This is a genomic window from Pseudomonas onubensis, from assembly GCF_965653655.1.
Lineage (GTDB): Bacteria > Pseudomonadota > Gammaproteobacteria > Pseudomonadales > Pseudomonadaceae > Aquipseudomonas.
Window position 1 is genome coordinate 1 of sequence record NZ_CBFHAZ010000191.1, and the last position, 2,986, is coordinate 2,986.

A 2,986-nucleotide genomic window follows, 5' to 3' on the forward strand; every position below is an offset into this window, starting at 1 on the left:
CGAATGCTGTGGGTCAGTTTCAAATTGGCTGGCTGACACACCGCATTCGCGAGCAAGCCCGCTCCCACATTTGGAAAGTGTGTAGCCGAGAGTGCGGGTTATGAGTTTGCTCCCCTATGTCTGGGCCAAATCCCAGCGCATCCTCCTGCGCCCAAGCGATGAAGGCATGTTGCTGACCGTCTGCCCCTCAACCCCCGGTTGGTCGATCAGCGAGGTCCAGCGCCAATTCGGTCAATCACGCCTGGAACACGTACGCGACGACGAACTCGACGGCCTGCTCACCAGCGCCTACGCCGACACCGGCAGCGCGGCCGCCGTGGTCGGCGCGGCTGAAAACGAAGTCGACCTCGACCGCCTGATGCAGGACATGCCGGAAATTACCGACCTGCTCGACACCCAGGACGGCGCGCCGGTGATCCGCATGATCAACGCCTTGCTCACCCAGGCTGCGCGCGATGAAGCCAGCGACATTCACATCGAACCCTACGAAACCCACTCCGTAGTGCGCTACCGCGTCGATGGCACCTTGCGTGACGTGGTGTCGCCGCGCAAGGCGCTGCATGGCGCGCTGGTGTCGCGGATCAAGATCATGGCCCAGCTCGACATCGCCGAAAAACGCTTGCCCCAGGACGGTCGTATTGCCCTGCGGGTGGCGGGTCGGCCGATTGATATTCGTGTGTCCACCGTGCCGACCGGGCATGGCGAAAGGGTGGTGATGCGCCTGCTGGACAAACAGGCCGGGCGCTTGCAACTGGAAACCCTGGGCATGGAGCCGCAGCTGTTGGCGCGCCTGGATACCTTGATCCGCCAGCCCCACGGCATCGTGCTGGTCACCGGGCCCACCGGCAGCGGCAAGACCACCAGCCTGTACGCCGCCCTGGCGCGGCTGGATGCGAGCACCAGCAATATCCTCACCGTCGAAGACCCGGTGGAATACGACTTGCCCGGCATCAGCCAGATCCAGGTCAACGCCAAGATCGATATGACCTTCGGCCTGGCACTGCGGGCGATTCTGCGCCAGGACCCGGACATCATCATGATCGGTGAGATTCGCGACCTGGAGACCGCGCAAATCGCCGTGCAAGCTTCGTTGACCGGGCACTTGGTGCTCGCCACCTTGCACACCAATGACGCCGTGTCGGCGGTCAACCGCTTGATCGATATGGGCGTCGAACCGTTCCTGTTGGCCTCGTCATTGTTGGGCGTATTGGCCCAGCGCCTGGTGCGGCGCCTGTGCCCGCATTGCAAGCAGCAAGACCCGGCGGCGCCCGGCACCTGGCGGCCGGTGGGGTGCGCGCAGTGCAACCAGATCGGGTACAGCGGGCGTACCGGTATCCATGAATTGTTCTGCGTTGATGACGCTGTGCGCGGCCTGATCCACCAAGGCGCGGGCGAGCAGGATTTGCGCCTGGCTGCACGTCGCGCCGGCATGTTCAGCATGCGTGAGGATGGCGAGCGCTGGGTACGCAGCGGCGCCACCGCGCCTGAAGAAATCCTGCGCGTGACACGGGACGCCTGATGAATCGTTATCGCTATGAGGCCGCCGACGCCAGCGGCAAAATCGAAGCCGGGCATGTGGAAGCCGACAGCCAGAGCGCGGCGTTTGCCAATTTGCGCAGCCGTGGTTTGACTGCGCTACAGGTGCAGATTGAGGGCAATCAACCGGCGGCCGGCGGCGCCAGTATCTTCACGCCCAAACTGTCGGATAACGACCTGGCCTGGGCCACGCGGCAACTGGCGAGTTTGCTGGGCGCCAGCCTGCCGTTGGAGGCGGCGCTGAGTGCCACGGTGGAGCAGGCCGAGAAAAAACACATCGCCCAGACCCTGGCCGCCGTGCGCGGCGATGTGCGTGGCGGCATGCGCCTGGCCGACGCCCTGGCGGCGCGGCCACGGGATTTTCCGTCGATCTACCGTGCCTTGATTGCGGCGGGGGAGGAGTCCGGTGACCTGGCCCAGGTGATGGAGCGTCTGGCCGATTACATTGAGGAGCGTAACAACCTGCGCGGCAAGATCATGACGGCGTTCATCTACCCCGGCGTGGTCGGGTTGGTGTCCATTGGCATTGTGATTTTCCTGTTGAGCTATGTGGTGCCGCAGGTGGTCAGCGCGTTTTCCCAGGCGCGCCAGGACCTGCCGGGGCTGACCCTGGCGATGCTCAATGCCAGCGACTTTATCCGCGCCTGGGGCTGGTTGTGTTTTGCTGCAATTGTCGGTGGGTTTTGGGGCTGGCGCCTGTACCTGCGCAACCCGCTGGCGCGCTTGAACTGGCACAGCCGAGTGCTGCGCTTGCCGCTGATCGGGCGCTTTGTGTTGGGGCTTAATACTGCGCGGTTTGCCTCGACCCTGGCGATTCTCGGTGGCGCTGGTGTGCCGTTGCTGCGGGCACTGGAGGCGGCGCGCCAGACCTTGTCCAATGACCGCCTCAGCCAGTGTGTCAACGATGCCACTGCCAAGGTTCGCGAAGGCGTTAACCTGGCGCCTGCTCTGGCGGTGGAAAAGGTCTTCCCGCCGGTGCTGATTCACCTGATCGCCAGCGGCGAAAAAACCGGCTCGCTGCCGCCGATGCTTGAGCGTGCGGCGCAGACCTTGTCCCGCGATATCGAACGCCGGGCGATGGGCATGACGGCGTTGCTGGAGCCGCTGATGATCGTGGTGATGGGCGCCGTGGTGCTGGTGATTGTGATGGCGGTGCTGTTGCCGATCATCGAGATCAACCAGTTGGTGACCTGATTGCACTTGGTCACCTGTGGGAGCTGGCTTGTCGAATCGTCGCACCGCTGCGATGGCATCAACTCGGTGTGCCTGATGTACCGAGGTGTCTGCATCGCAGCGATGCGGCGACCCGACAAGCCAGCTCCCACAGAAAAGCAGCTCTTCAGCCTGCAAATCCGCAGCCGACCTCATATTCAGAACTGCATGCGGTCCACTGTGGGAGCGGGCTTGCTCGCGAATGCGGTGGGTCAGTCAATTCATCTGTAACTGACAC

Annotated in this window: 2 protein-coding genes; both read left to right on the top strand. The window is 63.6% G+C overall.

Going from position 1 to position 2,986, the window contains the following annotated elements; genetic code table 11:
- The first annotated feature begins 100 nt into the window (after nt 1-100).
- Nucleotides 101-1,519 (top strand): type II secretion system ATPase GspE, encoded by a 1,419-nt coding sequence (gene gspE / locus ACTD9P_RS29435; protein WP_138815078.1) that lies wholly within the window; start codon nt 101-103, stop codon nt 1,517-1,519.
- Nucleotides 1,519-2,730: a type II secretion system inner membrane protein GspF gene (gene gspF / locus ACTD9P_RS29440; RefSeq protein WP_438870396.1), complete on the top strand. Its 1,212-nt coding sequence runs from the start codon at nt 1,519-1,521 to the stop codon at nt 2,728-2,730. Before gspE ends, gspF begins: the two co-directional genes overlap by 1 nt.
- The last annotated feature ends 256 nt before the right edge of the window (nt 2,731-2,986 follow it).

What these genes read in the sequence shown, in the direction of transcription:
- gspF (WP_438870396.1), top strand. Translation starts at nt 1,519, where the DNA reads ATGAATCGTTATCGCTATGAGGCCGCCGACGCCAGCGGCAAAATCGAA.
- gspE (WP_138815078.1), top strand. Translation starts at nt 101, where the DNA reads ATGAGTTTGCTCCCCTATGTCTGGGCCAAATCCCAGCGCATCCTCCTG.